General features: G+C 48.2%; 21 protein-coding genes. 17 read left to right on the forward strand and 4 right to left on the reverse strand.

What is annotated here, in order from left to right:
• Nucleotides 1–57 precede the first annotated feature (57 nt).
• From EOS97_RS13620 to EOS97_RS13670, 11 genes are all read left to right on the forward strand, one after another.
• Nucleotides 58–3054 carry a hypothetical protein gene (locus tag EOS97_RS13620; RefSeq protein WP_000155813.1) on the forward strand — a complete coding sequence of 999 codons (2997 nt, stop codon included), beginning with the start codon at nt 58–60 and terminating at the stop codon, nt 3052–3054.
• A 280-nt stretch (nt 3055–3334) separates the two neighbouring features.
• On the forward strand, nt 3335–4039 hold the full coding sequence (locus EOS97_RS13625; RefSeq protein ID WP_000738619.1) for a winged helix-turn-helix transcriptional regulator: 705 nt from the start codon (nt 3335–3337) through the stop codon (nt 4037–4039).
• Between the two features lie 430 nt (nt 4040–4469).
• Nucleotides 4470–5012, forward strand: a complete 543-nt coding sequence (locus EOS97_RS13630; protein ID WP_000743357.1) for a fimbrial protein BcfA — start codon at nt 4470–4472, stop codon at nt 5010–5012.
• A 100-nt stretch (nt 5013–5112) separates the two neighbouring features.
• Nucleotides 5113–5799, forward strand: a complete 687-nt coding sequence (bcfB, locus tag EOS97_RS13635) for a fimbrial biogenesis chaperone BcfB (RefSeq protein ID WP_000742551.1) — start codon at nt 5113–5115, stop codon at nt 5797–5799.
• A gap of 4 nt (nt 5800–5803) precedes the next feature.
• The gene (gene bcfC / locus EOS97_RS13640) at nt 5804–8425 is read left to right on the forward strand and encodes a fimbrial usher BcfC (RefSeq protein WP_001805567.1); all 2622 of its coding nucleotides are present in this window, start codon (nt 5804–5806) and stop codon (nt 8423–8425) included.
• Complete coding sequence (locus EOS97_RS13645) at nt 8426–9433, forward strand: fimbrial protein BcfD (protein ID WP_000701237.1); 1008 nt, start codon at nt 8426–8428, stop codon at nt 9431–9433.
• Nucleotides 9434–9979, forward strand: coding sequence for a fimbrial protein BcfE (locus EOS97_RS13650; protein WP_001082038.1), 546 nt, complete (start codon nt 9434–9436; stop codon nt 9977–9979). It begins immediately after the preceding gene.
• 15 nt (nt 9980–9994) lie between these two features.
• Nucleotides 9995–10513, forward strand: coding sequence for a fimbrial protein BcfF (locus EOS97_RS13655; protein ID WP_001243232.1), 519 nt, complete (start codon nt 9995–9997; stop codon nt 10511–10513).
• The gene (gene bcfG / locus EOS97_RS13660; RefSeq protein ID WP_001135044.1) at nt 10479–11210 is read left to right on the forward strand and encodes a fimbrial chaperone BcfG; all 732 of its coding nucleotides are present in this window, start codon (nt 10479–10481) and stop codon (nt 11208–11210) included. The genes EOS97_RS13655 and bcfG overlap by 35 nt, the downstream gene beginning before the upstream one ends.
• 64 nt (nt 11211–11274) lie before the next feature.
• Nucleotides 11275–12120, forward strand: a complete 846-nt coding sequence (locus tag EOS97_RS13665) for a DsbA family protein (RefSeq protein ID WP_000291396.1) — start codon at nt 11275–11277, stop codon at nt 12118–12120.
• Nucleotides 12121–12158: 38 nt separating this feature from the next.
• On the forward strand, nt 12159–12446 hold the full coding sequence (locus EOS97_RS13670; RefSeq protein ID WP_000839833.1) for a hypothetical protein: 288 nt from the start codon (nt 12159–12161) through the stop codon (nt 12444–12446).
• Between the two features lie 99 nt (nt 12447–12545).
• Here the strand turns inward: EOS97_RS13670 and EOS97_RS13675 are convergent, their stop codons facing one another.
• Nucleotides 12546–12995, reverse strand: a complete 450-nt coding sequence (locus tag EOS97_RS13675) for a transcriptional regulator (RefSeq protein ID WP_001250361.1) — start codon at nt 12993–12995, stop codon at nt 12546–12548.
• 369 nt (nt 12996–13364) lie between these two features.
• On the opposite strand from EOS97_RS13675, the gene EOS97_RS13680 reads away from it, so the two are divergent.
• Nucleotides 13365–14369 carry a LysR family transcriptional regulator gene (locus tag EOS97_RS13680; RefSeq protein WP_001247402.1) on the forward strand — a complete coding sequence of 335 codons (1005 nt, stop codon included), beginning with the start codon at nt 13365–13367 and terminating at the stop codon, nt 14367–14369.
• A gap of 7 nt (nt 14370–14376) precedes the next feature.
• Here EOS97_RS13680 and EOS97_RS13685 read toward each other — a convergent pair whose 3' ends face one another.
• On the reverse strand, nt 14377–14814 hold the full coding sequence (locus EOS97_RS13685; RefSeq protein WP_000158341.1) for a transcriptional regulator: 438 nt from the start codon (nt 14812–14814) through the stop codon (nt 14377–14379).
• Between the two features lie 522 nt (nt 14815–15336).
• On the opposite strand from EOS97_RS13685, the gene EOS97_RS13690 reads away from it, so the two are divergent.
• Complete coding sequence (locus tag EOS97_RS13690; RefSeq protein ID WP_001036508.1) at nt 15337–17055, forward strand: aryl-sulfate sulfotransferase; 1719 nt, start codon at nt 15337–15339, stop codon at nt 17053–17055.
• A gap of 45 nt (nt 17056–17100) precedes the next feature.
• Here EOS97_RS13690 and EOS97_RS13695 read toward each other — a convergent pair whose 3' ends face one another.
• Nucleotides 17101–18672: a bifunctional UDP-sugar hydrolase/5'-nucleotidase gene (locus tag EOS97_RS13695; protein WP_000262864.1), complete on the reverse strand. Its 1572-nt coding sequence runs from the start codon at nt 18670–18672 to the stop codon at nt 17101–17103.
• A 98-nt stretch (nt 18673–18770) separates the two neighbouring features.
• Nucleotides 18771–19532, reverse strand: coding sequence for an outer membrane protein OmpK (locus EOS97_RS13700; RefSeq protein ID WP_000791534.1), 762 nt, complete (start codon nt 19530–19532; stop codon nt 18771–18773).
• Nucleotides 19533–20126: 594 nt separating this feature from the next.
• On the opposite strand from EOS97_RS13700, the gene EOS97_RS13705 reads away from it, so the two are divergent.
• From EOS97_RS13705 to EOS97_RS13720, 4 genes are all read left to right on the forward strand, one after another.
• Nucleotides 20127–21620 carry a sulfatase gene (locus tag EOS97_RS13705; RefSeq protein ID WP_000831886.1) on the forward strand — a complete coding sequence of 498 codons (1494 nt, stop codon included), beginning with the start codon at nt 20127–20129 and terminating at the stop codon, nt 21618–21620.
• A gap of 98 nt (nt 21621–21718) precedes the next feature.
• The gene (locus EOS97_RS13710; RefSeq protein ID WP_127836162.1) at nt 21719–22909 is read left to right on the forward strand and encodes an anaerobic sulfatase maturase; all 1191 of its coding nucleotides are present in this window, start codon (nt 21719–21721) and stop codon (nt 22907–22909) included.
• Between the two features lie 18 nt (nt 22910–22927).
• A complete protein-coding gene (locus tag EOS97_RS13715; protein WP_001055834.1) occupies nt 22928–24181 on the forward strand; it encodes a hypothetical protein in 1254 nt (417 codons plus the stop codon).
• 126 nt (nt 24182–24307) lie between these two features.
• Entirely contained in the window at nt 24308–26023 is a 1716-nt protein-coding gene (locus tag EOS97_RS13720) for an aryl-sulfate sulfotransferase (protein WP_001094811.1), read from the forward strand.
• Nucleotides 26024–26145 lie beyond the last annotated feature (122 nt).

Below are 26145 nucleotides of genomic sequence, written 5' to 3' on the forward strand. Positions count from 1 at the left end.
ATTCAAGCCCCGGTTTACCGGGGCTTTTCTCCACCAGGGACAGAGGAAGAGCAGACCATGACCATTTCCATCCATGCCAGCGCATTTGACGTCAACAGCTGGTATCAAAAAATCACCTTAACCTTCATCAATGAGAGCGGTAATCCGGTCGATATGAACCATGCCGCAATATCATTCACGGCTTCCGGGCACATCGATCCATGGGGAAATAGCGGCGGTACGCTCAAAGGGAACCTGCCGCTTACGCTGAATGAGAGTTCGTATGGCACGCTGGAAACTAACAACATCATCATTAATAACAGCGATGCATTACTTCTTCAGCCGGGCGAACGCGGGACGCTCTCTTTCAGCCTCGCGGCGACGCAGGTGCCGGTAAAAATGTCCGCCATCACCTTGACGCTGGCGTCATCGTCATCCGAAGACGCAGAGTCTGAAACCCCATCCGATCAGGAGACGCCAGCGATACCCGCCGCAGACGAACAACCCGCCGAACCCGATGTGCCGGAAAAGGACAATGACCTTCAGGAACGCGGCCTTACGCTTAACGTTAGCGAGTTGAATACCGCGAGTTGGTATCAACGCGTCACCTTTACGCTGACCAACCTCTACGCTCAGGCGGTAGATCTCAATCAGCTTCAACTGAATTTTACGGCCAGCGCGCACCCCGATCCCTACAGTCCGTTTCAGGGAACAATGCTGGGGAATCAGGCCGTGACGCTGGCCAGCGATGGGGGATGGCCCATCGAGAAGAATACCATCACCATTAATCATGACGGCGCGCTGATGCTGGCGGCGGGGGATACCGTCGAATTACAGTGCTATCTGGCCGCCACGCAGATGCCAGTTGCCATCAGCGATTTGAGCGCGACGTTGGCCCATGACCCTGCCCGTCAGGGAAAAATTTATGTTCATTTTCCTGCCATGACGCAGACCGTGGCGCTCAAACCGGCGATTGAGCTGCTGTTTCCTGCCGGCGAAATCCGGCGCTTTGTCGGTGAGTGGGGAGAGGTTCTGACAATAGGCGATCTTAGCGCAGGAACGTATCGGCTTACCGTACCGGTACTGGCGAATGATGAGATGCAAATCGCGCCAGTAGAGTCCTCTTTTACCGTTACGTTGCAATCCGGCGATGCCGCCGCGCAGGTCCAGGTATCCTGTCTGCCGATTGTCCGTTATGCCAGCGCGCGTCTGATGATTGACGCCCCTGCGCTTGGTAATGCGAAATTGACCGTTGAAATCGCCGATGCTACGCAAGCGGATGAGCGTACTGTCACGCTGATCGCCAACCAACCGCAGTTAATCACCCGGCTACTGGCGGGGCATCATTATACGGTCAATCTGCAGCCTGCGATGATTAATAACCGCTTTATATCGGCCCCCATACAGCTTACGGGGTTTATCCCTGCTGCGGCGCAGGTTGCCGAGGTTGCTGTCGCTTACCAACAGTCAGCGCTCGACACGGCGAGTTTCGTGACGGTGGATGCCACTCTACTGGGCCTGCCCGATGGCGTCGCGCCGCAGCGTTATCTGTTCAGCAGCGGTAAATATCAGTACTCATTAATGCTGGAGAGCGGCAGCGATCGGCAGACGTTGGCATTACGCTTTGCGCCCGGGCTGTATGATGTTCAGACGGACGATATTTTCATCGACAGTGTGCCGTGGCGTTGTGAACAGGCCGGGCCGCTACGGTTGTTGCAAAAGGTCAACCATGTGGCGCTGGAGTTTCTGCCCGGCGTGACGCTACAGGTAAAAGGTTGGCCTGATTACCTTGCTCATGGCGGCGTGACGGTTAACGCGCCAGAGACGGTTTCTCTTTATCGCGATATACCGTTTAGCGCGTTGTTTAAATACGATGGTTTTGACGGCGGCGGCGATCCGGTTCCGGCCGCGGAGGTTGACGTGAACGGGGATGGTTTTCTGGATTACGCGACGTTACCGATCCATAAAACCGTTGCGCTGGTGCGCCAGATAGAAAAAGAAGCCGGGCGTAGCATCATGCCGGTAATGGTCATTTATACCGCGAATGCCAGCGGCGGTAGCGCGCTGGCGGATTTACAGGATGCGCAAAAGCTACGTAACCATTTTGGTAACTTTATTACCCAGTGTCTGGCGGCGCAGTCATACAAAGATGAGGCGCATCCTGTCCCGGCCACCTTTGTGCTTAACCCGGATTTTCTCGGGGCGCTACAGCAAGGACCGTATGGCTATACCGTAGTACGGCAAAAAAACAGTGTGCCGGTGAATGCCCAACTGGCGGCGGCGATACAAGCATTACCGGCGATGGCTGGCTTTATCGCGCCTTCGTTGCCGACGTTTAGCGACGATCTCTACGGCTATATTCAGGCGGTGAACTATCTTGTTCGTCAGTTTGCCCCGGATGTGGCTTTTGGCTGGCAGACGAATGTCTGGGCGACAGGAACGGCGGACTGGGTGCTGCGCGATACCGCTGATCCGGTAGCTGAAGGGCAGGCGATCGCCGGATTTATTCATGAACTGGGCGTTTATAGCGGAGAATATGCGCCGGACTTTATTGCGTTTGATAAATTTGAGCGTGACTGTTTCAGTCCTGATGCGCTTGCCCACTATGGCTGGAATGCGACATGCTGGCTTAATTACCTGGCGATGGTCAAACAGGTGACGAAAGCGCTGCTGACGCCCGCCATGCTGTGGCAAATCCCTGGCGGCCATATGCCTACAGTAGAAGAGGGCGTCAGTAAAATCAGCGCTGCGCACTTTGCATCCGGCGGAACCTTTTTTATGGGTGACGCCCGCATTGGCAGCGATCCTGACACGCTCTCTTTGCAGCTACTCAATACGGCCTTAAATAGCGCGACTTACGGCGTCCCGACCGTCGGCGACTTTTTACGTAAAGATAAAGGGTATGACTGGGGCCAGATGCAGGCGCTGAACCTACCGGACTTTAACGTCTTTTCGATCTTATGGGGCGGTGGTTCTACTATCAGTATTACGACAATCCATTCTAACGGTGAAGACGGCGGCTGGCTGGCGGATAAAATGGTAGAGTATTATGCTGCTCCACGCTATTTCAGATAATATCACTGCTTATTTGCATTAATCTGGACTATTAGTTTGAGATTCGAAGGCGCGTGCTTTCGAATCTCTTTTCTTGCGCCCCCTGACCTCTCATTCTTTATGCGTAATTCGTTATTAATTTTCTGTAATCATTTTGTATTAAGAATTGTCTTAATCTTAAAAATATTGCGTATTAGTGCCTTGTGAATACAGAAATACTGCATAGCGATGTTATTTATTATTAATTTAAGTACTTTTTGAGAGGTTATACTGTGACGCTACATTGAGTAGACAACCGTTAATGAAAAAAATGATGAACGACGCTTTTGCTAAAGATAATAATGAGAATTCATTACACTCTTTTCTTTTTTCTCAGCAGGCTAAACCTCACGCGGCGATTGATGCCTTATTTTCGGCCTTGTTGCCATTTGGCCAACCGTTTACGCTGGGTATCGGCGATGAGTTTTATTTACAGGCAAACGATGAACACTACATTGTATTACTGGAGTCTGGCGTTGTTTCTTTCTGTCATAATGACAAACGACTCCATATATCTTCATCGTTTGCGCCATCGGTCGTGGGTATGGTTGACAGCTATGGCGCTACCTATAATGTCCCCGCGCGACCGGAACACTTTTTGCTCGCAGAAACGGTTTGTACCGGTAGATTTGTTCGCCTGCCGGATTTTATAAAAATCGCCGATGAATGCGATTTATGGCACGACGTGGCCCGTTGTCTGGCTTACCGTCTGATGGTGATGAGCGCGCGCGATCGTGAATTAGTCGGCGTCGATTCTTATCTGAAAGTTCGGGCGCTGCTGACTGAAATCTGGGCTTATCCACAGGCCTACCGGGAAAGCATTATCGTGTTGAATTTTATTCAACGGCGTACCGGGATATCGCGCAGTCGGACCATGAAGATTCTGTCTGAACTAAAAAAAGGCGGGTATATCCATATTGATAATGGGCGGCTGACGGCGCTCGGAAAACTGCCAGTGGCGTATTAATGTACTATACGCAACGATATATTTACATATCTCGACTGAATTTGCCTGATATCGTTAATAAAATGTTTTATTAAAATTTCTTATGAAGGTTATTTTTAAAAAGTCAATACAGCTAAAGGAGATAGGCCGAACGGCTGGTGTAAAGTTAATATAAAACAAGAAGTTATGTCTGGTCCTATAAAACCAAATGTCGATGATTGCAACTTGCCGTTGGCTTGCTAATAATTAATAACATCGTTATCTCATTATAACGTAAAGATTAACTCACGACGTTGAGTGGCTGTTTTATTGCCTCTGACATTTATATCAGAACAAGAAGACACTTTTTTTCGCATAAGAAAAAGTCGTGATATTGCTGTGAAGAAATATCAGCAGCCGTTTCGTTAAAAAAATCTGATTATCCTCATTTTTATATTTAAAAGGAGCTTGAATGAAAAAGCCTGTACTAGCATTAATGGTCTCTGCAATTGCCTTTGGCGGAATGTTGTCCACCGCGCAAGCGGATACTACAACCGTCACTGGCGGTACGGTAAATTTTGTCGGACAGGTCGTTGACGCCGCCTGTTCTGTTTCCGCTGACTCTGTCGATCAGACCGTGACATTAGGCCAGGTTCGCGCCAGTAAATTAACCGAGGCCGGTATGGTGGCGAATCAAAAAGAAGATTTCACCATTAAACTGGAAGACTGCGATACTCAGACCAGCCAGAATGCGGCGGTGATTTTTAATGGCCAACAGGACGCAAACCAGCCGGGGTCGCTGGCGAATACCGCTGGGGCAGGTTCGGCGACGAATGTGGCATTACAACTTTATGGACCAGATGGCCAGGCGCTGAATATCGGTGAATCGTCCAGTACTGTTACCTTGAACGATGGCGAAAACGTTATTCCGCTTAGCGTGGATTATATCGCTACCGGTACGGCGACTGCCGGTAATGTTACCGCGACGGCGACATTTAGCATGGTTTATTCCTGATTCCTTATCGGGATTTTTTTCTCGTCTGTTGGGAGGCGAGAAAGGGGCGTTACGCGCGTCACTGCGCGTAACAAACCGACGGCATCAGGATATTACGCAGATGAAAAAAAACGTACCGATTTTCCTTCGATTATTGCTACTGCTGTCGGCGGCCGGCCTGTCGTTTGCCGCGCAGGCGGGAGGCATTGCGCTGGGCGCGACCAGGGTGATTTATCCGCAGGGAAGTAAGCAAACCTCCTTGCCGATTATTAATTCTTCTGCCAGCAATGTTTTTTTAATTCAGTCATGGGTCGCCAATGCCGATGGTTCACGCTCGACGGATTTTATCATTACGCCGCCTCTCTTTGTGATCCAGCCTAAAAAAGAAAATATATTACGTATTATGTATGTCGGGCCGTCATTACCGACCGATCGCGAAAGCGTATTTTATTTAAACAGTAAAGCGATACCCTCTGTCGATAAAAATAAATTGACCGGCAACTCCCTGCAAATTGCGACGCAAAGCGTGATTAAGCTATTTATCCGCCCGAAAAATCTGGCGGAGGCGCCAGCTCATGCCCCGTCGACGCTTCGCTGCCGTAACGAGCGCGGCCAGCTAACGATTACTAACCCTTCGCCGTACTACGTTTCGATGGTTGAACTGTACAGCGCGGGGAAAAAACTGCCGAATACTATGGTACCGCCGAAAGGCGCGATCACTCTCCCGGCGACGCCCGGCCAGGTATCTTTGCGCACGGTAAACGATTTTGGCGCAACGACGCCAGCACGCGTTTGTCCAGCTTCATGATGTTATGCGTAATCAGCTTTTCATGACGCGATATTACTCCAGCGTAACTAAACCCGTATTAACCCCGCTGGCGTTGGCTATCGCACTGGCGCCTGCGCCGGGGTGGGCGGAAAACTATTTCAACCCGGCATTTCTGTCTGACGACCCGTCTGCGGTGGCTGACTTATCGACCTTTTCCCGTAATGCCCAGGCGGCGGGGATGTATCGCGTTGACGTTTACCTGAACAATACGTTTCTCGCGACCAGAGACATTGCCTTCCAGGTGGTGAAAACGACGGGAAAAAGCGCGCCCACCGATGACAGCGGATTACGCGCCTGCCTGACGCCTGAAATGCTTAAAAATATGGGGGTAAACACCGGGGCGTTTCCACTGTTGGCGAAGGCGGCGGCGGGAAGTTGTCCGGATCTCGCCAGTGCGATACCGGCCGCCCGGACCCGCTTTGATTTTGCGCAGCAACGTCTCGACATTAGCATCCCGCAGGCGGCGATGGTTGCCAGCGCCAGAGGCTATATCCCACCGCAATACTGGGATGAAGGTATTAACGCGTTGCTATTGAATTACACCTTTACCGGCGCGAATAGTCAGGATCGGAGCCCTGGCGGCAGTGCGGAGAACAGCTATTTTCTTGGATTGAATAGCGGCCTTAATCTGGGGGCCTGGCGGTTACGCGACTACTCCACATGGAACGCGAATAGCGGCGATCAGAATAGCGACAGCGACTGGCAGCACATCAGTACTTATCTGGAACGTGATGTGGTCTTTTTGCAGGGAGAACTGACGGCAGGCGATAGTTATACCCCCTCCGCATTATTCGACAGCCTTCCTTTTCGCGGCCTACAACTGGCGTCTGACGACAATATGTTGCCAGACAGCATGAAGGGCTTCGCGCCGACCATTCACGGCATTGCCAGAAGCAACGCGCAAGTGACCATTCGGCAAAACGGCTACATCATCAATCAGCGCTATGTGCCGCCCGGGGCATTTACTATTAATGATCTCTATCCCACCGCCGCCAGCGGCGATTTGACTGTGGAAGTCAAAGAGTCCGACGGTTCTATTAATCGCTATAACGTGCCCTATTCCGCCGTGCCGATTCTACAACGAGAAGGGCGGCTGAAGTATGCGGCGACGGTGGCGGAGTATCGCAGCGATAGTAGTCAAAAAGAGAAGGTGAAATTCAGTCAGGCGACCTTGATATGGGGGTTACCGCATGGTTTTACGCTGTATGGCGGAACACAACTTTCCAGTCATTATCACGCGCTGGCGATCGGCAGCGGCGCAAATCTGGGCGACTGGGGCGCGGTGTCGCTGGATGTCACCCAGGCTACCAGTACGCTGGCGGATAATAACACCTACCAGGGGCAATCGCTGCGTTTCCTGTATGCCAAATCGCTTGCACAGTCAGGAACCAATTTACAGCTTATGGGTTATCGCTATTCAACCTCGGGCTTTTATACGCTGGATGATACCACGTGGAAACGGATGAGCGGCTATGACGATGACAGTCGGACTGACAGCGATAAAAGCAGGCCGGAATGGGCGGATTATTACAATCTTTATTATACCAGGAGGGGGAAAGTACAACTCGATATCAATCAACAGCTAGGCGGGTTGGGATCGCTTTTTATTACCGGCAGTCAGCAAAGTTACTGGCACACTGATGAAAAGGATTCTTTGTTGCAGGTGGGATACAGCGATACGCTGGCGGGGATTGCATGGAGCGTTTCTTACAACAATAACAAATCCGCAGGCGATGCGGAGCGCGATCAAATTTTCGCGCTGAATATCTCGGTGCCGCTAAGTCAATGGCTGCAACACGATGATGAGGTCACGCGCCATCACAATGTTTACGCTACCTTTAGCACCAGTACGGACAAACAGCATAACGTTACGCAGAATGCGGGCCTTAGCGGCACACTGTTGGACGAAAACAATCTTAGTTACAACATACAGCAAGGTTATCAGAATCACGGTATTGGCGAAAGCGGCGCCGCCAGCCTGGAATACGATGGCGCAAAAGGCAACGCCAATATTGGCTATAACGTTAGCGATAACGGCGATTACCAGCAGGTGAATTATGGCCTGAGCGGCGGCCTGGTGGCGCACGCGCATGGAGTGACGCTAAGCCAGCCGCTGGGCAATACCAATATTTTGATTGCCGCGCCGGGCGCAGCCAATGTCGGCGTTGTCGACCAGCCGGGTATTCATACGGACGCGCGTGGCTATGCGGTGGTGCCGTATGCGACAACATATCGCCAAAACCGTATGGCGCTGGACGTTAACGCCATGGCGGATGATGTCGATATTGATGACGCGGTGACTCGCGTTGTGCCGACCGAAGGCGCGCTGGTTCTGGCCCGCTTTAAAGCGCGAGTCGGCGCGCGTGCCCTGGTAACGCTGAATCATAACGGTAAGCCTGTACCCTTTGGCGCAACGGTGACGGTGAATGATCGCCATGCGGAGGCGATTGTTGACGAGGCCGGGGAAGTCTATCTTTCCGGGTTGTCAGCGCAAGGCGTTCTGCACGTTCGCTGGGGGAACCTGCCGGATCAACAGTGCGTCGCATCCTATCATCTCTCTTCCTCCCGTCAGATTCTGAGTCGACAACATGCGGAGTGTCATTAAATGAAAATACCTCTTTTATTTGCTCTGCTGGCGGGAAGTGTCGTATCGCAGTACGCCTTCGCAGACGTGTGTAAAAACGTTAACGGTGTACCTTCCAGTATTAATTACGATTTAACGACCACTCTGACGGCAGAACAAAACCAGGTGGGAAAAACGGTTCAACTGGAAAAAAGCCAGGAAGTTAATGTACAGGCGGTGTGTCCCGCCGGCGCGGCGACCTATAGCCAGACTTATCGCTCCTATGTGTCGCCATATCCGGTCGTAGAAACGAGCGGTAACTGGAAATATTTAAAGCTGGACCCGGACTACCTGGAAGGCGGAATGCGAATTGAGGATTCTTCGGCGGGAGATATCTATCCGCCAATGAACAATGTCCTGATGGGATATGATGAAAATGTGAAAGCGGGTCAACCGTTTTACGTTCGTGACTCAAATCTGGAGTTTCAGCTCAAAATTGTTAAACCGTTCGTCGGCACGGTGAATATTAGTCCTAAGACTATGTTCAATGTTTATGTCATGACCGCCGCAGGCGATCCGCTGACAGATGTCGTATACAGCATTCTTTATAGTGGAACGGTGACCGTACCGCAAAGCTGCGAAATCAACGCCGGACAAACGATTCTGGTGAATTTCGGCGCATTATACAGCGGCAATTTCAATCATGCAGGCCAAAAGCCGGAGGGGGTACGAGCGAAAAAATTCAGCGTACCGGTAAAGTGCAGCGGTCTGGATTCGCAGGTCAATTTAACAATGCGTCTTATCGCTACGCCGGATAGCCACTTTCCCCAGGCTATCGCTTCGGATAATGCGGATGTCGGCGTAGTGGTCGAAACCGATGAAGGAAACGCGCTTATCCCCAATGATGTACAGAGCGTCGCGCCTTTTATCACCGATAGCGCCGGACGCGCTAACATCACATTGCAAGCCTACCCGGTAAGTACAACAGGCGAAACGCCTGCGGAAGGGGCGTTTACCGCACTGGCCAGCCTGCGAGTGGACTTTGACTAAATGAACAGATCACACTGCGCTCTTTTTGCCATGGGACTAATGCTGTGTCCACAAATCAATGCCAGCGCTGACGACCTCGCTTATAACCTCGAATTTACCGGCACTATTGTGGCGCAAACCTGCGACATAGATATCTCCAGCCTCAGTCAAAGTATTGATTTAGGACAGTTTGCGGTTGGCGATTTTCCTTCGACAGGAACAACGACAAAATTTAAGCCCTTTAATATCAACCTCAAAAATTGTTCCCGAGGAATTGCCGGGGCGAAGATCTGGTTTACTGGCGAACCCGATCCGGACAATCCCGCGCTACTGGCGATAACCGATACCGGAATGGGAAGCGGAAACATGTTAGCAAGCGGGGTTGGGGTGGAAATTCTGAATGATGATCAGGATACCATCAGTATCAATAATGCCGACTCGGTGGTCTATCCGTTGAAAGCCGGACGCAACACGCTGTCTTTTTATATTCGCTATAAATCGACCCGGCCGACGGTCACGTCCGGGAACGCGACGGCGGTCATGTATTTCGATATGCAGTATGAATGAGGAGCCATCGTAATTATGCGTAACGATATCCTGTACGGCATCGGGATGCTGCTGGCGGCATCCGGCGTCCAGGCGCACGATGGCCGGGTCTATGTCTCCGGAACCATCACGGACAATACGTGTTCGCTCTCTCCAGGCTCGGAAAATATTAACGTGGCGATGGGCGCGGTTTCTCAACGGCAGTTTTATCGCGCAGGCGACGGTTCCGCATGGCAACCTTTTGCTATCGATTTACAAAACTGCGGCAGCACTGCCAGCGGCGTAACGGTCAGTTTTAGCGGTGCGGCGGACAGTCGTAATACGGATTTATTGGCGCTTACCGCAGGGGAAAGCGACGCTTCAGGCATTGGGATTGCGCTTTATGATCAAAATAAAACCTTAATCCCACTGGGGCAGGAGAGTGATGTGGTGACGCTCAGTCCGGGCCAGGCGTCGGCACATCTGCAATTTTACGCGCGTTATCTTGCCGATGGCGGCGCGGTAACGCCCGGGGACGCCAATGCCTCCGCAACCTTCATTCTTGCCTATGAATAAGCTCTTTTTACGCTGCGCGATATATTGGTGCTTGCTTCCCATATCATGGGCGCAGGCTGGCGTGGTAATTGGCGGTACTCGCTTTATCTATCATGCGGGCGCCCCGGCATTAAGCGTACCGGTAAGTAACCATTCAGAAGCGTCCTGGTTAATTGATACGCATATTTTACCTGGTGGCCGCTGGCCTGGAACCAAAAACGAAGGGAATATCACGCCCTTCGTGGTCACGCCGCCATTATTTATGCTTTCAGCGCGCCAGGAAAACTCAATGCGGATGGTTTATACCGGCGGACCGCTACCCGCCGACAGGGAAAGTCTGTTTACCTTGAGTATAGCCGCTATTCCCTCCGGTAAACCGGAAGCGAACCGTGTACAAATGGCGTTTCGTTCGGCTTTAAAATTGCTCTATCGCCCTGAGGGACTCGCCGGCAATCCGCAGCAGGCCTACCGGCATCTGATCTGGTCGCTTACCCCCGATGGCGCGACGGTACGCAATCCGACACCCTATTACGTTACGCTCTTTTTATTACGCGCTAACGAGCGCGCCCAGGACAACGCCGGGGTCGTGGCTCCCTTTGCAACGCGTCAAACGGACTGGTGCCGGCACACGGTTCGCTGCACTGTGCGCTGGCAAAGTATTAATGACTATGGGCGGGTAATGCCAGCGCAAGCCGTGGATCTGACGCGTATTCATTAACCTATTTTTCAGGCGTCTCCCGATAGCGGGAGGCTTTCCGATCTTATCGAACGAGACTTTTATTATGTATTATCACGCGTTAAAACTTTCCCGACTGGCGATGTTGACGTTGGCAGGCGTTGCCGTATCCGCCTCGGCAATCGCCGCCGATTCTGCCCCGACGTCGCAAATTGGCCCGACGGCGGAAGCCTACATCGTCAGTCATCCGGATAAAGTGGGAGAGGTGGTGGCAACGTACTTGGCCGAACATCCGGAATTTTTGGTCGCCGCCAGTGAGACGTTGCATCAGCGTCAGCAGATTGCGCAACAACAGGCGTATGTTCAACTGGCATTACAGTATCGTGCTGAGTTGCTCAGTAGCAGCAGTCCTTCCGTTGGGCCCAACGAGGCAAAAGCGGCGGTGGTGATGTTCTTTGATTACCAGTGCTCGTGGTGCAGCAAAATGGCGCCTGTGGTCGAAAACCTGATTAAGGCGAACCCGGATACCCGGTTTATTTTCAAAGAGTTTCCTATTTTTTCCTCCCGCTGGCCAGTATCCGGACTGGCGGCCAGAGTCGGCGAACAGGTATGGCTTACACAGGGCGGGGCGAAATATCTCGACTGGCATAATGCGCTTTATGCCACAGGGAAGGTGGAAGGCGCGTTAACGGAACACGATGTCTACACCCTGGCGCAACATTATCTAACGTCGACGCAGTTGGCCGCCGTAAAAGAAGCGCAAAGCAGCGGTGCAGTACATGATGCGCTCCTCACTAACCAGGCACTGGCGCAGCATATGGACTTTAGCGGCACGCCTGCTTTTGTCGTTATGCCTCAGACGCAAAACGGTGATGTAAAACGGGTGACCGTGATCCCGGGAAGCACGACTCAGGATATGTTGCAAATGGCGATTCAGAAAGCGAAGGGGTGATATTCGCTCAGAGGAGAACGCACAGGAGTGAAAGTAAAATGAAGTCTATGCGTTGCGTCATACCGGTGATTTTACTTTCCTTTATCGTTCATGAAGGGACAGCGAAACCGACCGCTCAGATTCATTTTATGGGATCGGTTGTTGAAGCAGGCTGCTGGAATGACGTAGGAACCTTAGAAATTCAATGCCATAATAAAGAGGGAGTTGAACGTTATATTATTGTCGAGAATATTATCACGCCGATATCGTCTCCTCATGCAACGGTAAAACGAGATTATTTGGATGAAGATAAGCAATTAACAGTTCTACGCATTGTCTATGACTGAACCGCGTAGCAGACCGCAGATGGTGTCCCGTCAGTGTCGTGTGAGGATATTATGAAAAATGTTCTCACCTTCCCGGGACACGGTCTACAGACTTTATCTTCAGATAAACGGCGCTAAAAAGAAAAGCACGATCAATAAAAAAAGAGTGGGAATACCAATGGATATAATTTTATTACATCGGTGAGTATGATGTTGAATAGCTTGTGGCGGTATGTCAGCAGCGTCAATGATAAATCTTTCATCGATTTTTATCCCCTGCCTGGGGAGCGTAACGAACAGTTCGAAAAGCCCGATTTGTTGTAAATCTCGTCGCAGCAGATAAAGAAGTTGCGTCAAATTAGCATCGCTAACAAATTGACTTCGCTCTCCCCAAACTGCGTGTGAAATCATCTCCCGCGTAATCAGTTTCTTGTAGGCATTTTCAAAAAGATAGCTTAAACAACGCGCACGCATTAGCGTCACCTTTAGCACTTTTTTATCATGTAATGATATTATTTCTCTTAACGACTCATTATAAATAAATTCGTTATTAATAGTATATTGTCTCATGAATTCACTCCGTTTTGATATTCATAAGGTACGTTTCACACTGTCAGTGTGTTCACTGGCGGTAAAGTACTCCTTACATCAGTACGGATAAGCGTAGAGAACCGCAAAGAAATAAGAGAATCATTTATGATTAAACGGGATAATATTATGCTTTTTTACTTTTTTATAAAGTGTGCCAGATATTTTTGATGTTTTTTATAAAATAGCATCATGTGTTTTTATTTTACACAGGCTGAAATGATATCAATAAAATTATAATTTAATAACAAACAGATAGAGGAAATGATTTACTTATTGAAATAAGTGTGGTGCAAGGTTAATCTGCGCCTTAAATGATGGTGCCAGATTATACCAGCCAGGATAACCTATATGCGGCCAATAAAAAATGCTAAAAAAATTGACTACAATCTGATCAAAGTGTTCGATACGGTTATTACTGAAGGAAATGCAACCAGGGCGGCGAGGAAACTGGATGTCACGCCTGCGGCGATCTCTCAGGCTCTTCTTCGTTTACAAAATCTTTATGGCGAAGAGTTATTTATCAGAACCCGCAAAGGATTAGTTCCGTCCAGCAAAGGTAAATCGCTCCACCAGGTATTTCGCCAGGCAATTGAATCTATAGAAAGCACACTGTGCGATAAAACAGATGCTCAGGAGAGTAATGAACTCATTGTTCTGGGAAGTGATATCACTGAAAATTACTATTTTCCGGCATTGCTGGATACTGTGTTGATGAATCGATATATTATTAAACACTATGCGATTAAAAAAACAGGGGAATACTCACCAGCCTCCATGCTGACGCATGGCTATGCGGATGTCATCATGGGAATTCTGGAAATTAAGAATGAGATGATCGAAAGTTATCTTATTGATAATTTATCTGATTTTGTTTGTGTTTGTGGTGAAAAAAGTCCATTGGTTGGGCTTGAAAAAATGTCTTTATATAATTTTTATGCTGCCAGACATGCTGTTTATCATTCAGATATGTTCTCTTCCTTCACCACTGATAGCATTGATTTATTCAAGAGCAGTACGCCTTATGCGGGGCGCAGGGAAATAGGTTATTATAGTGATTCACTATTTGGAGTTATCGGTGTTGTTGAAAAAAGCGATATGGTTGCGATTTTGCCAGGAAAGATTGCTACTTATTTTAGAGATGTGCGGCGTTATAATATAAAAATACTACGTATGCCTGATGAAATAATTTTTCGTACATTACCCGTTTATGCTTATCTGGCTACAAACAGCACCCATTATAAAAATGCCAAAAAACTGATATCAACATTTCAGTCGACCTTTCTTTTTAGCCAGGAAAAGCAGCCTGACGCTTTGGTTGAAGGAAGCACATCCTTATGCGATTTGTCGGTTTAATATCAAATTATTGTATTAAATAAATAACCGTTATGACCATGGTCAGTAAAGCAAAAAATAATGCTATATATTTATACTCTTCTTTTTTTAAAGAAGAGGGGAGATTTTTCTTTTCATTGCTGATAATAATGTTAGCATCTACTTTAATACCAGTTCGAGGCACCGTGGAAAAAAACTGGCTCAGGCCAAAGCCTTTAAGATCGCGCCGCAGTAGATATAAAATCTGGGTCAGGTTGGCGTCGCTGATAAATTGACTTCTTTCCCCCCAAAGTTCATTAGTGAGTTGTTTTTTATAAATGATCTCTTGTTGTGCATGATTCAGCATATATTCCAGACACTTTATGCGCATTGCGGCAATTTTTATCATCTTTCCCGTTTTTATGTTTTTTAGCTCATTGGTCTTATCATTGTAAGTGTGCGTGCTGTTAATTAAATAAATAGTCATGATGTTATTTAATGGGTTTAATTGGGGTGGCGATAATAATATGCATATTAAATTTATGGATCAACTGGCGTGATTGTAATAGCGTCTTTTTTCCAGAGAAAATCGTATCGTGTCACAAAAATGATGGTTTTTTAGAAAAACTAAAATTTTATTTTTAGTCGCTCTAAAAATAAAATGATAGTAGTGTTAATTTTTATCAGTAGATTGATATGCTTTGATTGATTTATTGTTGATATAAAATAATTTGAATTATGGCGCAAGGCCTATGCCAACCATGAAAAAGGTATAGGCTATTAGTCACAATGCATTAATGCTACATAATTGTTATGCTTTTATATTAGCGCCAGGGAAATAAAATCTTCGGATGATAAAGAATAGTTTTAGTCTGGGCGTTATTTTATGGATGTTTTATTTTAAATTATTAAACCGATTTCTCTTGTTGACGTAGGGTTATTTGCTAAGCAACGGGCTGGCTTGTTGCGGCCGCTCGTTGTCTATATCTGAATTAATAAGGAGAAACGTATGAATAAGAAAAGTTCGTCAATGGTTAACATGCCCGCACCGCGTGAGCCGATTAACCAGAAAATCGATACCAATAACGCACTGGTGTTAAACCATAACGCCATATATGAACAACGATTAGCGGAGATCACGCAATCTAATACCTGTGACAAGGCCATTGTCACCGTAAATCCCTACGGGACCGCCCCGTTGAGTCTCTATCTGGGGGTTTGGATCGATGAAGCTGCCGCGCTTGAGATCAATGTTGTTGATAGCGAAGCGACGACAGAGGCAGTGCGTTATCAATATGATGTACATCCGGGCGCTAACCTTATTCCTGTGTGTGGGATGGTATCCGCGGTGAATAATCAGATTACCCTACGCCTTGCCTCGCAAATTGTCGGGCAATATACAGTAATGACAGACGCATTACCGCCCACGGATTCGGCTAACGTGAGCCTCGGTTTCCCTATTATTAGCGTCTCCTGTCCTGCGCAGCAGGCCTCGCTGATGGAGGAAGGACTTTATTTCTCCACTTATTTTGATCGGTATAATCTGGCTTTTGATCATAACGGGATTGTCCGGTGGTATGTAAGTCAGGAAATCCCTTCTTATAATTTTGTCAGAATGGATAACGGCCATTTCCTGGCGACGTCACAGGGAATAAACCATTGCCTGAATATGTATGAATTTGACATTATGGGACGGGTTTATACTGTTTATCTTCTCGACAATGAGTTCCATCACTCCATTCTTCCCATTGAGAACAATCTGGCGATTGCGCCTTCAGAATATAGCAATGGACGGCCAGACGGTTACTCAACCGGGAAAGATGGCGTTTCTATTATTAACTTATCTACCGGACTTGAAGTCGCCTATTACGATATGCTGTATGTGATGGATTATTCCAGATCGCCGCGTCCTTCCGGAAGCGCGCCAGGTCAGGATGTATCAATGGATGACTGGCTGCATATCAACCAAAGCTATATTAATGAACCCAACAATTTGCTGATCTGTTCCGGTCGACATCAGAGCGCGATTTTTGGCGTAAATGTGGATTCCGGCGAACTGCGCTTTATTATGGCGAACCATGAGGATTGGTCTGACGAATTCAAGCAATACTTATTAACCCCTGTCGATGATGATGGTGTCCCGCTGTACGATCTTACCTCGCCGGGAGGGATTGATGCGGCAGATAAGAATTTCTGGACCTGGGGGCAGCATAACATTGTTGAAATTCCAAACGATGAGCCTGGTATCCTGGAGTTTATGGTCTTTGATAATGGTAACTATCGTTCACGCGAAGATGCGAAAAGTCTGTTGCCGCTCGATAACTTCAGCCGGGTGGTGCAGTTTAAAATAAACCTAAACACGATGACCGTAACGCGTCCGTATGAATATGGTAAAATGGAAGTCGGGAACCGGGGCTATAGCAGTTTTGTGAGCGCTAAGCATTTATTGACTAATGGTCACCTGGTTATTCACTTCGGCGCGACGACGGTTGATGAGTTTGAACATACCATTACCGCGCAACCAGGTTCCAGCGATCTTGTCGATCCGGATGAAGGGCAACAGGCATTAGGCCGACTGGTATTACAAGAAATCAATAAAGAGACGAAAGAGGTCTTATTCGAAGCGATGGTGACGTCGGGCTATTTCAAGAACGAAGAGACGAATGGCACGAATTATCGTTATGATATTTCTGCATTTCGGGTATACAAAATGCCGCTGTTTGCATAACTAAGTATGTTATGCGGCCGGTTATCGACCGCATAACATTATGGCTTATTTGCTAATATCATCCACGCGCATGGTGTGGTCAGGTTGAATATTGTTAACCTGCTTCATATAGTTAACCAACGCCGGTGCGGTTTGTATCCCTATATATTTGATATTTTTACCTTTAGTGAAGGTAAATCCGCCACCACCTTTACCGATAAAGGAATCCAGCGCGACGGTATAGAGTTTATTGTCTTCTACCGGTTTGCCTTTGATATCAAATTCAACAATACGCTGGCCCAGCGGTTTGGTGCTGTCATATTTAAACTGGACGGTTTTCGATACGTGCAGCATACCGTTTTTCAGATCGGCAGCGTGTGACATGATGGATTTCAGGTCCTTACCGCTGATTTCCATGCTCATGACATCGTTGGTGAACGGATACATACTCAGCACATCACCATAGGTGATATTGCCTTTTGGCAATTCGGTACGGATGCCGCCAGCATTATAGAAGGCAGCGTCGGCACCAGGAACGGTAGCCATCAGGGCATCGGTGATTAAGTTGCCGGTTGGCGCGGATTCACCGTAAGAACGGGTCAGCACTTCCGGAGAGTGCGCGACCACCTCATCGGTAATTTTCTTAACCTTGTTATCCCATTCGTCAATTTTGGCCTGCGTGACCGGATCTGGCTTATAAGTATCCGCATACATGGTGATCAACTTACCATTGTAGCTGTCCACTTTTTTGGTTTCCGGGTTCCAGTCAAGCACCAGTTTACCTAATTCGATGGTGTACGCATCCGTGGAAACGACAAGGGTATCGCCCACTTTAATCGGTTCTGGCGTACCTTTATGCGCATGGCCGGTAATCAGGACGTTAAGTCCATAGCCTTCCAGCGATTTCGCCATATCAACGTCGGTTTTCAGCGCGCGCGCGACATCAGCCTCGCCTGCGCTGGACTGCATACCCGGTACGCCTTCGTGGGCGAGCAGCACGGTCAGGTCAACTTTCCCTTTTAACTCTTCCAGCTGTTTTTTCACATAAGGAATCGGATCGCGGCAGTCAACGCCTTCACGCACGCCTGCGGCAATCGCTTCATAGAATGCGGAAACGCCGTGCATACCGATGACGCCGATCTTGAATCCATCTTTTTCCACGATGGTATACGGTTCTTTAATTAATGGCGTATCTGTGCCGCTGTAAAAAACATTATCCAACAATACCGGGAATTGCAATTTGCTGAGTTGTTTAACCAGATTCTCATGGCCATGGTCAAATTCATGGTTACCGACAGAGACGGCGTCGTAAGGCATGGTATTTAAAATATCAATAATAGCCTCGCCTTTGGTCAGCGTACTGATAAAAGGTCCGGTGAAATAGTCGCCAGCATCAAAGAAAAAGACATCTTTCTCTTTCGCTTTTGCATCTTTGACAATTTTCGAGATGGGCGCAAAGCCGCCTACCGGACGTGTCTTGGATACATAGGGGATAATTTCTGGGGTTACATGGGCATGTAAATCGTTTGTATAATAAATTGTGATGTCACGCGCATCGGCTGAAAAGGAAATGGCTGAAGACAAACCAATGCACAGCGACAGTAGGGATATCGAAAACTTTTTGTTCATATAAACCATCCATTTACGCTACATTAAAGAAAAACAATGCCTGTAGTCGTGTCATTCACGACTACAAACCGGGGAAATTAAGTAATATTCATCAAGTTTATTAATTATTAAAACTCGAAGCCGATCAGGTAATTCATACGGTCGCCGTAGCCGTCATACCCCAATTTATTATTGAAGTAACGGTAAGAGACGGAGGCGGTCCATCGCGGCATAAATTTCCATGTAAACGTTACCGCGCCGTTCAGGCCGGTCGTCCCACCCTGTTGTTCGGCGTAGGCATCATTACGATCCATTTCAACTTCGTTCCAGTTTGAAATGACGAACTTTTCATTAAACATATCGAAGTTATAAGCCGCGACCCAACCGAGAACATAACCGTTAAAGCCTGTCGCCTGTCCATACTTTTTAGAGGTATAATCGTTCGATAAGTTATGAACAGCGAAATAGGGCTTAATAAAGCCTGATGGGCTGGTTAAACCCAGATAACCTACCCCGTACATCATGTTTAATTCATCACCGAATTTATTCTCCATAGACATATAGAGTTTCATCATTGCGGTAAAGTTAGAGCCTTCTACTACCCTATAATGTCCCAGAAATTGGGTAACATGGTTACGGCCTTCTACCGGATGGTTGAGCACGTTCATTTCATAAAATGATGCAAATTCGCCCCTGTCAAACACGGCGCCGAAATCGGCTACCGCTTTCCACACTTCGCCGCGATCGACATTGACAAAGCCTTTATTCCAGTCGCCATATCCGAAGCTAAGTTTACCGTATACGCGTTTCAACTCCGCTGCCTGGCCATTAAAGCAAGAGAAAAGAACACATGCGGCGAGTAGACTATTAATATATTTCTTATTTTTCATGCTCAACTCCATGAGGTAAAAACACAGTGAAATGTTGTGTAAAGAAGCGAATTCTAAGGAGTGTATTTTTATACGTAGGTGATAGATGTCTCAAAAATATCAGCGACATATAATCGTCAAATATTCGTGTCAGATAATGTTGTTTATTACGCAATAACTATTTGATTTATAGTTTATGTCTCTGTTGTAAAAGTCACACCGGATAGCATGAAATTAATGAAACTTCGAATGGGAATAATCTCTCGCAAAGACAACTTACTGCCAGTAAATGAGGGTGTTACCGTTGAAACAGCAACATATATTGACATCACAATAGCGGTTCTGGCATATGGGCCATATTTGAGATCTGCATCACTCGTTCTCGATTTCTTTTTTTATAGACTGCTTCAGGCGTGTTTTCTTTAGCACGAAATATATTTATGGTATTAATATTATAATGAGTGTGAATAATTTTCTACGATAAAACGATGTTAATGGAAGAAATATAAGACAAATCGAATATATATAGTGCAATTAATTCAGGCTGTATTCCGCAGCCGGGTCTATCGGCAAATATATCGTAATCAGACCGTGCGATAACTCAAAGGAGTTGAAATGAAAAGAACAGTCGTTGCCAGTATGATAGGGTTGGCGCTATGCGCTGGAAGCGTATTATCAACCGCGCAAGCGGCAACCGCAAAGCGTCCTAACTTAGTCATTATTCTGGCAGATGATTTAGGGTATGGCGATCTCGCCACCTACGGGCACCGCATCGTTAAAACACCTAACATAGACAAATTGGCGCAGGAGGGGGTGAAGTTTACCGACTATTATGCGCCAGCGCCTCTGTGTTCTCCTTCCCGCGCGGGCCTGTTAACCGGTCGTATGCCGTTCCGTACCGGAATCCGTTCCTGGATACCGGAAGGCAAAGATGTTGCGCTGGGGCGTAATGAACTGACTATCGCCAATCTGCTAAAACAGCAGGGCTACGATACGGCGATGATGGGGAAATTACACCTGAATGCGGGCGGCGATCGCACCGATCAGCCGCAGGCGAAAGACATGGGCTTTGACTATACGTTGGTTAATCCGGCGGGATTTGTCACCGATGCTACGCTGGACAACGCCAAGGAGCGCCCGCGCTATGGCGTGGTGCATCCTACGGGGTGGATTCGTAATGGCCAACATATTGGCCGCGCAGATAAGATGAGCGGCGAGTTTGTGAGCTCTGAAGTGGTGAACTGGCTGGATAATAAGAAAGACGATAATCCGTTCTTCTTATATGTCGCCTTTACCGAAGTCCATAGCCCGCTGGCGTCGCCGAAAAAATACCTTGATATGTATTCGCAGTACATGACCGACTACCAGAAGCAGCATCCGGATCTGTTCTACGGCGACTGGGCAGACAAACCGTGGCGCGGCACCGGCGAATATTACGCCAATATCAGCTACATGGATGAACAGGTCGGTAAAGTGCTGGATAAAATTAAGGCGATGGGCGAGGAAGATAACACCATCGTCATCTTTACCAGCGACAACGGCCCTGTCACGCGTGAAGCGCGTAAGGTATACGAGCTGAACCTGGCCGGGGAAACCGACGGTCTGCGCGGGCGTAAAGACAACCTGTGGGAAGGCGGCATTCGCGTACCGGCAATCATCAAATACGGCAAGCACATTCCACAGGGGATGGTAACGGACACGCCGGTATATGGTCTTGACTGGCTGCCGACGCTGGCCAACATGATGGACTTTAAACTTCCGACAGATCGTACCTACGACGGTCAGTCTTTAGTTCCGCTCCTGAAGGACAAGACGTTAAAACGCCAGAAACCGCTGATCTTCGGTATCGATATGCCGTTCCAGGACGATCCGACGGATGAGTGGGCGATCCGCGACGGCGACTGGAAGATGATCATCGATCGCCAGAATAAACCTAAATATCTCTATAACCTGAAAACCGATCGTTTCGAGACGCTCAATCAAATTGGTAAACAGCCGCAGATTGAGAAACAGCTTTACGGTAAGTTCCTGAAGTATAAAAAGGATATTGATAACGATTCGCTGATGAAAGCCCGTGGCGATAAGCCGACGCCTGTCACCTGGGGCTAATGGAATAATTATAAAAAATTAAGTATGCCACTTAGGGCGATGCCCACCTGATCCGGTCACTCTGTGCCGGATCAGGTTCTTTTATTTCAGGGAAGGTAATGATGTTTGGGAAAAGTTGTCAGGTCATGGTTAAACCAACCGGATCGGTGTGTAACCTTGACTGCAAGTACTGTTTTTATCTGGAGAAAGAAAAGCTCTATCCGGATCGAAAAAACCATTACAAAATGTCGGAAGAGACCCTCGAACTCTTCATCAGGCAGCAGATTGCCGCACAGGATATTGATGAGGTCATTTTTGCGTGGCAGGGCGGGGAACCCACATTAATGGGCATCCCGTTTTATCGTAAAGCCGTTGAATTTCAGCAGCGCTATTGTGGCGGCAAAACCATCGTCAATACCTTCCAGACTAACGGCATCCTGATCAACGACGACTGGGCGACCTTCTTCCGGGAGCATGATTTTCTGGTTGGCGTCTCTATTGATGGCGATGCCGCGTTACACGATGAATGGCGAGTGACGCGCTCCGGAAAGCCGACGCATGAAAAAGTAGAAAATGCGGTGCGTTGTCTGGCGCAGCACGACGTGGAATTTAATACCCTCACGGTGGTTAACCGTACCAATATGCACCATCCTGTTCAGGTCTATCGCTACCTGAAAAGCATTGGTAGCCGCTATATGCAATTTATCCCTTTAGTTGAACGATGCGGGGAAAATGGGCTGGCGCAGCCGCAGGATAAACATATCGCGATGACGCCGTGGTCGGTCGATAGCCTGCAATTTGGTCAGTTTCTGAATGCGGTATTTGATGTCTGGATCCGTGAGGATATCGGCGATATCGGCATCCAGCTATTTGAACAGACGCTGGCGGCCTGGTGCGGCCTGCCGCCGCAGGTTTGCGTTTTTGCTCCCACCTGCGGCAGCGCGTTTGCGATGGAAATGAACGGCGATGTTTATAACTGCGATCACTTCGTATATCCGCAATTTAAACTGGGGAATATCCACCAGAAGACGCTGCGTCAAATGAATCAGGGCGAACAAAATCGCCAGTTCGGCAGCGATAAACAGAATTCAATGGCGCAGGAGTGCCATCGCTGTCAATGGAAGTTCGCCTGCTATGGCGGCTGTCCGAAACATCGTTTTTTACCCTCCGCGTCAGGCGCAACCAATCATAACTATCTGTGTGCAGGTTATCAGGCTTTTTTCTCGCATACCGCGACGGCGATGAGTGCCATGCGAACCCTGTATGAAAAAGGCATCTCACCTGCAGAAATAAAGTCAATATTTGTTTGAAGGTAGTATTCGCAGGGAGTGAATATGTTTTCTCACATTAATGTCGATGCTTGCAAAACGCCAGGCTGCAAAAATCTGGGGATTCTGGGGAGTCCAGACTATCTACCGCAAGGGAAAAATGTTCTCTGTCGAGCGTGCGGTTTTTTGTTCCCCATTATCTCAGCCAGATCGCTTAATCTTTTTCGCCAGGCGGCGAATCAACCCTGGAAAGGTCTGGTGAAGTCCTGTCCGCATTGTGGCGGGACGTCGCTGAAAAAATATGGATTTTCCACTAAAGGTGAACGGCGTATGTATTGCCGCCAGTGTAATAAAACGTTCATCTCCTATACCGCTATCAGAAGCGACGCCAGACAAGAGAACCTTGCCACGTTGATTGGCGAAGGAGCGTCGCTAGTTGAAATACGCGCGGCGCTGGCGATAGACAGCACGGGTTTTAGCCGCGAATTACAAAAACTGTCCCGTCGCGCTAATCAAGCGGAACGCGATTTTGTGTTTCCCGCGTTTGACATCGCTATGAGCACGCGGGCGTTTCGCGTGAAATTTAACGGCGGCGACAGCAGCTTATACGTGTTGGTGACGGCGGAAGAAGAGAGCGGTAAGGTCGTCGCGATCTCAACGAATTACTCCGCACAACCGGTGGAAGCGGATTATCAATATCATTCTGATTACGAAGAACGACTCCCGTCCGGCACGCTGGCGCATCTGGTGCAGCGAAAAGAGGCGATGACCATGCGCCGTAATGTATTATTTGATGTGGATTACGGCCCCGCCATTTTATATAAAAACGATCCGGGGATGTTAGTAAAACCCGTATTACCTGCTTATCGACATTTTGAGTTGGTTCAGGCGTTGACGGATGAGCGCTCCCTGAATGTCCAGCATTATCTCGATCACGAATGCTTCATTCTGGGCGGCTGTATGATGGCGAATTTTAGCTATCTTCGTCAGGGTCGCTGCCATATTTCGTTTGTGCGTGAAAGAGGCGTTACGCCGCCCAAGCGCGATCTCCCTCCACGGTTGTTTTTGAGCGGCGGAATTCGCAACAACGTCTGGCGTACATTTTCCACACGGGATTATGCGATGGCGGTATGCAATCTCACAGGAAATAAAAAGGTGAGTTTGTTACGCCATGCAACGTTAAATAGCGCGACGGCGTTTATTCGCTATGTTCACAACCATCCCTTCCTGCCGCATCTTAACCGGATGTCTCCTGGCAATGTTGTTGCCGTACTGGATTACCTAAAATTTGAATATAACGCTTCACGTAACTGAATTGCTAAAATAAAAAGTGTGATGAGGTGTTGTTGCGGTATTTTATTCGGACGGCTTAAAAATCCAGAGTATTAATTTTCGTGGTCCCCATGAGGGGCGATGAGATTAATACACTGGAGATTTATCATGAATACGTTAACTGCAACGTCTGTTGTCCTTCCTGCGCCGCGTCCGGCGATTAATCAGGGTATCGATATCAATAATGAAATGGTGCTTAACCATACTGCTATTTATGAAAATTGCCTTGCGCAGGTCACGCAAGAGAATACGGTAGAAAATGCGCTGATGTTGTTAGACCCTTACGGCACGGCGCCTTTAAGCTCTTATGCCGGCGTCTGGAGTCTGGAACCGGCTGAGATCATAGTCACGGTCCAGGATGCGGCAAAAACGGTGATGCCGGTAGAACATCTTTACACCCTTACGCCAGGCGCAAATCTGTTGCCGGTTCTGGGGCTGGTAGCGGAGACTGAAAACCATATTGTCTTTTCTCAGGCAGATACGCCGCTTGCCGTCTATACGCTCACCACACAGCCGTTACCGCCGGTAGATTCCGCGGAAGTCGTATTAGGTTTTCCGATTATCAACGTGACGCAACCTGCTACCGATGCGGACAAGATGGCGCCAGGGTTTTATTTTATTACGCATTTCGATCGCTATAATTACGCATTAGATCAGAATGGTCTGGTGCGCTGGTACGTTACTCAGGATTATCCGTCTTATAATTTTGTTCGAATTGATAATGGCCATTTCCTCACTACTTCAGAAGCGAAAAATACCTATCTGGATATGTATGAGTTCGACATGATGGGGCGTCTTCACACATTCTATAATCTCGATAATCAATTTCACCATTCTATCTGGCCGTGGGATAGCAATACCATTGTTGCGCCCTCTGAATATACCTCGGGTCGGCCCGACGATTTGAAAACCAATGAAGACGGCGTATCGGTTGTCGATCTGACTACCGGGCTGGAGACCGCTTACTACGATATGGCGAAAGTGCTGGATACGACGCGGGTTTCCCGTCCTTCAGGTACGGCGCCGGGAGAAGACCCGACGGTTAAAGACTGGCTGCACATAAACCAGAGCTACGTGAATGAGACGAATCAGTTGTTAATTGCGTCCGGGCGTCATCAGAGCGCGGTGTTTGGCGTCGATCTGCAAACGCAAGCGCTACGCTTTATTTTGTCAACGCATGAAGACTGGGACGACGCTTATCAGCCTTATCTTTTAACCCCGGTCGACAGTGAGGGTGTGGCGCTTTACGACTTTAGCAAACAGGAGGATATCGACGCGGCTGACCGTGACTTTTGGACGTGGGGCCAGCATAACGTCGTTGAAATCGCCAATAATACGCCGGGCATGGTGGAGTTTATGGTATTTGATAACGGTAACTACCGTTCGCGTGATGACAGCAAAAGTCTGTTACCGGCGGATAACTACAGCCGCATTGTCCATTTCGTGGTGAATATGAATGAGATGACCGTTATGCGGCCATTTGAATACGGCAAGGAGCTGGGCGCGCGTGGCTATAGTAGCTGCGTTAGCGCGAAAGCGATCCAGCAGAATGGCAATATTGTGGTGCATTTTGCCGACTGCACGTTTGATGAAAATGGCCGCGCCATCTCTTGCCAGCCTGGCGAGAGCGATATTATCGATCCGCAGGCGGGCAGTGAGGCGATGGGGCTGCTAATTTTACAGGAGATTGCGCCTATGGAGAAAACCGTGCTTTTTGAAGCGACCATGACGTCAGGTTACTACAAAAACGCGGAAACGAACGGGGAAGGCTATCGCTACGATATTACCAGTTTCCGGGTGTATAAAATGGATCTGTACGCGTAGCGGTCTATCATCAATGACTGACTGCACTAAAAAAGTCCGGCGTAAGTCGGACTTCATTTCGTAAAAAACGAGCTATTCATCATATATAATCTAATTTTAACGATGAGTCAGGCGAGGTAAGA

It is taken from the genome of Salmonella sp. SSDFZ54, from assembly GCF_004010735.1.
GTDB lineage: Bacteria > Pseudomonadota > Gammaproteobacteria > Enterobacterales > Enterobacteriaceae > Salmonella > Salmonella enterica.